At 50.7% G+C, this 205-nt stretch carries 1 rRNA gene; it reads right to left on the bottom strand.

Annotated features, from left to right (window positions below):
• Window positions 1-139: 139 nt before the first annotated feature.
• Window positions 140-205, bottom strand: a 16S ribosomal RNA gene (locus F3J41_RS23285); the annotation flags it as partial.

Raw genomic sequence — 205 nt, 5'->3', positions numbered from 1 at the left:
GTGGACTTGAACCACCGACCTCACCCTTATCAGGGGTGCGCTCTAACCACCTGAGCTACAAGCCTGTAGAGGTTTTTTCTGCTCGTTACTTTTCTATCAGACAATCTGTGTGAGCACTTCGCGGGAAGGTATCTTCAGGTAAGGAGGTGATCCAACCGCAGGTTCCCCTACGGTTACCTTGTTACGACTTCACCCCAGTCATGAA

The organism is Pantoea sp. Ap-870 (assembly GCF_011752515.1).
Classification (GTDB): Bacteria; Pseudomonadota; Gammaproteobacteria; order Enterobacterales; family Enterobacteriaceae; genus Pantoea; species Pantoea dispersa.
The sequence above is the reverse complement of the archived record's forward strand: the minus strand, read 5'-3'. Positions and strand labels throughout refer to the sequence as shown.